Genomic DNA, 4,397 nt, shown 5'->3' with positions numbered 1-4,397 from the left:
AATAAATATTTCGGCGAATTTCGCAATTTGGGGGTTGCACATAAACGCAAAATGCATAAACATAGGTTTTGCTTAGGCAAATTATAAAGTTATAGGAATCTAATAATGAATAAAGCTCAACTAGTTGAAAAGATGGCGGCAGACGCAGAGATTTCAAAAGCAGCGGCAACTCGTGCTTTAGAAGCGTTTACTGGCGCAGTAACTAACACACTAAAAGATGGCGGTTCTGTTGCTTTAGTTGGTTTTGGCACATTCACAGTAAAAGAGCGCGCTGCGCGTACTGGTCGTAACCCACAAACTGGCGCTGAAATCCAAATCCCAGCTGCGAACATTCCTTCGTTCAAAGCAGGTAAAGGCCTAAAAGACCAAGTAAACCCTTAATCCACTCGCTGGACGAGAAAAACCTCCCAAGTCGGAGGTTTTTTTATACCTATCATATTCATTATAATTGATACCCCTATCTTGAATTTGCTACCATCGCCCCAATCTACAGTTTTTATCTAATAAGTTGTTTAATCAGTTTTCATGAAGCGTTCTAACCTTTTCGCCGTTATGTCATTACTCATGTTATCATGGGTAGCTGCTGCGTGCGCGACAGGGACGCCTGATGATCACTTATCCCATACTTCTGATACTCATATAACGAGCTTCGAAAACATCGCTCATAAGGGCCTCGCTGACTCCAATCAGTTACCAAGTAAACCTCGTCCTGCGACCCCAATTAAGCTCAGTGGTGAAACTACGCATCACGAAAAGGGCTTATTGCCGGAACGCGAGCGTACTAGCCACCCTAGTTATTTTCTACATCCTAAACAACAAGCCGAGTATGCGCTTGTATTTGAACTCGCAGCAGAAAAATATGTACCGGCCTCTGTCTATGACACCAATAGACCTAAGCCCATGCCTTGGTATATGTGTGATACTCGGCCAAATAATGGTTTTATCGATAACTGTAAACCGGCAAACCTAACCTTCAAAGGCAGCCTAAGCTTCGCCTCTTAATCATTATCTACTACCAATAAAGCACCCAAATAGTAGTTTTTGATACCCACTCTAACGTCTGTATAACCACTATTCGTTAGCAAAAAGGTATCGCTCAGATAGATAATGAGAAAAATATGAAAGATATAAATTCACCAGCGAGGATATCAACCTCTCGTGGTACCGCAGCGCGTGCAAAACGCTTTTTCACAGCGCTTATTGTGTTCCTGTTGATCCTTTGTGCACTACCAAACTTGTATCCCAATAAGAATTTGATTCAAATTCAAGCAAGTAGTAACGAGGTTGTGGCGCTGTCGCTGCCTGAGCTTAAATCTCAGCTAGAAGGAGAGGGATTCAAAGTCAAGCAAATCGAGTCTCATCAAGGTGGCTATTTAGTTGAACTTGAAAACCGCACGCTAACCGCTGAGGCGCGTGCGTATATGGCAGAGTCTCACTCTAAGCTAAGTGTTAAGGTAATTAGTGCTTCAACGATGCCACAGTGGTTAGAAAGTACTGGACTCAAACCTATCAAGCTCGGACTCGACTTGGACGGCGGCGTCTTGTTCGTACTCAAGGTTGACACAGAACAAGCGGCCGAAAATAAATTGCAGTCACTCGCAGATGAGGCCAATAGCTTACGGATCAAAAATCGTTACCGGAACCTATCTATTCCTCAAGTTATCAGTGGTGAGCAGGTTGAGGTCATCGCAAAAGCGCAAGGACAAAACGAACTAGTTGCGCTTACGGCGACACTGCGCGATCTTTATCCACAGTTTACCAGTACAACTCATAAACAGGGCACTTTAACGAAAGTTAACTTCCGCTTTGCAGAAACGAAAAAAGTAGAGTTCGATAAGCAGTTAATGACCCAAGCGCTGTCTACTTTACGTTCACGTATTGAGGAGCTCGGGATCACAGAAGCGGTTACTCAACGTCAAGGCACTAATTATATACGAATTGAATTGCCTGGCGTGCAAGACCCGGAACAAGCCAAGCGTATTATCGGAGCAACAGCAAAGCTTTCATTTCATGCATTACAGGAAGTGGGTGGTCAAAAATTAAAGGATAAATCTGGCGCTTTGGTTTCTATCGACCCAGTTGCTATTTTTGGCGGTGATGAAATTGAGTCTGCAACAGCAGGAAGAGACGAATATGGAAAGCCTTTAGTGCAGCTATTCTTATCCTCTCAAGGTGGTGAAAAGATAAATCGATTTTCTAGAAACAATGTTGGTAAACCAATGGCCACTGTATTCAGTGAATATTACGCGGATACGAAAGGAGAGATTAAGCGCAACACAGAAGTGATTTCAGTCGCCACTATTCAACAAGTATTAAATACTCGATTTAGTATTACCAATATGCAGTCAATGGAACACGCGCAGGAGTTAGCATTATTGTTGCGGGCGGGTTCTCTTGACGCACCAATCACCATAGTTAAAGAGCAAACCATTGGTCCTTCATTAGGTGAAAAAAATATTGAAAGTGGCTTTAAAGCATTGGCATTAGGGTTAAGCCTAACTTTACTGTTTATGGCAGTGTGGTATCGCAAGCTAGGCGCAGTAGCCATTACCTCATTATTGGTAAACCTAGTTTGCCTAATTGGGTTAATGTCGCTGCTTCCTGGTGTTGTGCTTACCTTACCCGGCATTGCGGGCCTAGTTTTGACTATTGGTATGGCCGTAGACACCAATGTGATTATTTTTGAGCGAGTTCGCGAATTAAGGCGTAAAGGCATTGGGATGGTTACTGCATTAAAGCAAGGTTATCAACAAGCCATGTCGAGTATTATCGATGCTAACTTAACCACGATGATAACCGCTCTGATCCTGCTTGGTATCGGCTATGGACCAGTAAAAGGGTTCGCGATCACTTTGGCGCTGGGCATAGTAACCAGTATTTTCGCCGGTGTGGTTGTCTCCGGTATGTTATCAGAATCTCTTTATTCAAAATCACGTAAAGGCGTAAAGTAAAATGACAAGTAAAACGCAAAAGGCAAGATTCGTCGGGCTAATTTCAGGGTTGTTACTTGTCCTTGCAAGTCTCATAGCCATCACCCAAAAAGGCATTATATTAGGCCAAGACTTTACCGGCGGTTACGTTACGGTTATCGACTTACCCGAGCAAAAGAGCCAAACAGAAATGCAAAACAAGCTAGCTGAGCTTGGTGTTCAAAATGCGCGAATCTCTCTACAAAACGATGGTAGCTGGCGAGTTTTCCAAACCCCTCAGTCCACCGATGAAACACACGTCAAACAGTGGATAGAAGGACTTGAAACACAATGGCAAGCAAGCGTATTAGATGCCAGTTATCTTGGTGCGCAGGTGGGTAATGAGTTAATCGAACAAGGTGGCCTTGCAGGCATATTCGCATTACTTAGTGTATTGATTTACTTGGCGTTTAGATTTGAGTGGCGTTTGGCCGTCTCCGCAAGTATCGCGCTTTTCCATGATGTGATTGTAACGCTTGGCTTGTTTGCAATAACGCAAGTAGAGTTTGACTTAACTGTGCTTGCAGCGCTGCTAGCGATTATTGGTTATTCACTCAACGATTCGATTGTCATTGGTGATAGGGTTAGGGAGTTGCTGTTTGAAGAGCAGTGGAAGACCAGTCCCGTAGGCAAGACCATAGACCAAGCGATAAAGGACTCAATGAGCCGCACGTTGATCACCTCTTTGACAACGCTTACTACTGTGTTAGCGATATGGTCGCTAGGCGGTGCTGGGCTTAATAGCTTTGCCATGGCGTTATGTTGCGGCATTCTCATTGGAACTCTGTCTTCTTTGGCTGTCAGTGCAACTTTGCCACAGTTTCTAGGGTTGTCGTTTAATAACTACCTGAAAGAAGAATCTGAGGCAGCAAAACGGCAGCTCGCTGAGCCATGAGTTTTAGATACAATTTAGGTTAAAAAAGTAGCAATTGCTCTTTTTTAACCTTATCGTACTGATGTATAATTCGCACTTCGAAAGGAGCCGGATAAGGATTAATGTCAAAATATAGTTATCAAACTCGGTGCGGGAAAGTAACCCTCTGGACCGAGCAAAATATCCTCTTTGCCTGTTTCGAAGGAAACATTAATGAGTCTATGATCCATTATTTTTCTAGGGCGCTAGAGCAATGTCGAGCTGAGATCCACGCCTCGACATGGGGTTACGTGAGTTATTCAGAAAAGGCCATAGCTGCGACACCAGAAGCCTATAAGTTACTGGTAAACACAGCAAAGCGCTGTTTGCAGTTGGGCTGTGTTAGTGCTGCGTATGTGTTGAAGTCGGCAATTGCGAAAAGCCAGATTGAAAAAATGCGCAAAGAAATAGGTATGCCAGAGCCATTAGATCAAGTTTTATTTGCTGATGTAGGCGCTGCCATTGAGTTTGTAAAAAGTACTTTAGCTACACCTGAAAAGTTGTCGGTATAAGAC

General features: G+C 43.5%; 5 protein-coding genes. All 5 read left to right on the top strand.

Annotated elements, in window-relative coordinates; all coding sequences use genetic code 11:
- The first annotated feature begins 105 nt into the window (after positions 1–105).
- The 5 genes from L1D50_RS21840 (at position 106) to L1D50_RS21820 (ending at position 4,394) form a co-directional block, all read left to right on the top strand.
- Positions 106–381, top strand: coding sequence for an HU family DNA-binding protein (locus L1D50_RS21840; RefSeq protein WP_088532597.1), 276 nt, complete (start codon positions 106–108; stop codon positions 379–381).
- A gap of 144 nt (positions 382–525) precedes the next feature.
- Positions 526–1,002, top strand: a complete 477-nt coding sequence (locus L1D50_RS21835; protein ID WP_239966822.1) for a hypothetical protein — start codon at positions 526–528, stop codon at positions 1,000–1,002.
- A 116-nt stretch (positions 1,003–1,118) separates the two neighbouring features.
- Positions 1,119–2,951 carry a protein translocase subunit SecD gene (gene secD / locus L1D50_RS21830; RefSeq protein WP_128726567.1) on the top strand — a complete coding sequence of 611 codons (1,833 nt, stop codon included), beginning with the start codon at positions 1,119–1,121 and terminating at the stop codon, positions 2,949–2,951.
- Position 2,952: 1 nt separating this feature from the next.
- The gene (secF, locus tag L1D50_RS21825) at positions 2,953–3,864 is read left to right on the top strand and encodes a protein translocase subunit SecF (RefSeq protein ID WP_239966821.1); all 912 of its coding nucleotides are present in this window, start codon (positions 2,953–2,955) and stop codon (positions 3,862–3,864) included.
- Positions 3,865–3,965: 101 nt separating this feature from the next.
- Positions 3,966–4,394: a hypothetical protein gene (locus L1D50_RS21820; RefSeq protein WP_128726565.1), complete on the top strand. Its 429-nt coding sequence runs from the start codon at positions 3,966–3,968 to the stop codon at positions 4,392–4,394.
- Positions 4,395–4,397 lie beyond the last annotated feature (3 nt).

Origin of the sequence: Pseudoalteromonas sp. Isolate6 (assembly GCF_022398435.1) — a bacterium.
Taxonomy (GTDB): domain Bacteria; phylum Pseudomonadota; class Gammaproteobacteria; order Enterobacterales; family Alteromonadaceae; genus Pseudoalteromonas; species Pseudoalteromonas galatheae.
The sequence above is the reverse complement of the archived record's forward strand: the minus strand, read 5'-3'. Positions and strand labels throughout refer to the sequence as shown.

Bases quoted from the DNA above. Each gene is read 5' to 3' on its own strand.
- secF (WP_239966821.1), top strand. From the start codon at position 2,953: ATGACAAGTAAAACGCAAAAGGCAAGATTCGTCGGGCTAATTTCAGGG.
- L1D50_RS21840 (WP_088532597.1), top strand. From the start codon at position 106: ATGAATAAAGCTCAACTAGTTGAAAAGATGGCGGCAGACGCAGAGATT.
- L1D50_RS21835 (WP_239966822.1), top strand. From the start codon at position 526: ATGAAGCGTTCTAACCTTTTCGCCGTTATGTCATTACTCATGTTATCA.
- L1D50_RS21820 (WP_128726565.1), top strand. From the start codon at position 3,966: ATGTCAAAATATAGTTATCAAACTCGGTGCGGGAAAGTAACCCTCTGG.
- secD (WP_128726567.1), top strand. From the start codon at position 1,119: ATGAAAGATATAAATTCACCAGCGAGGATATCAACCTCTCGTGGTACC.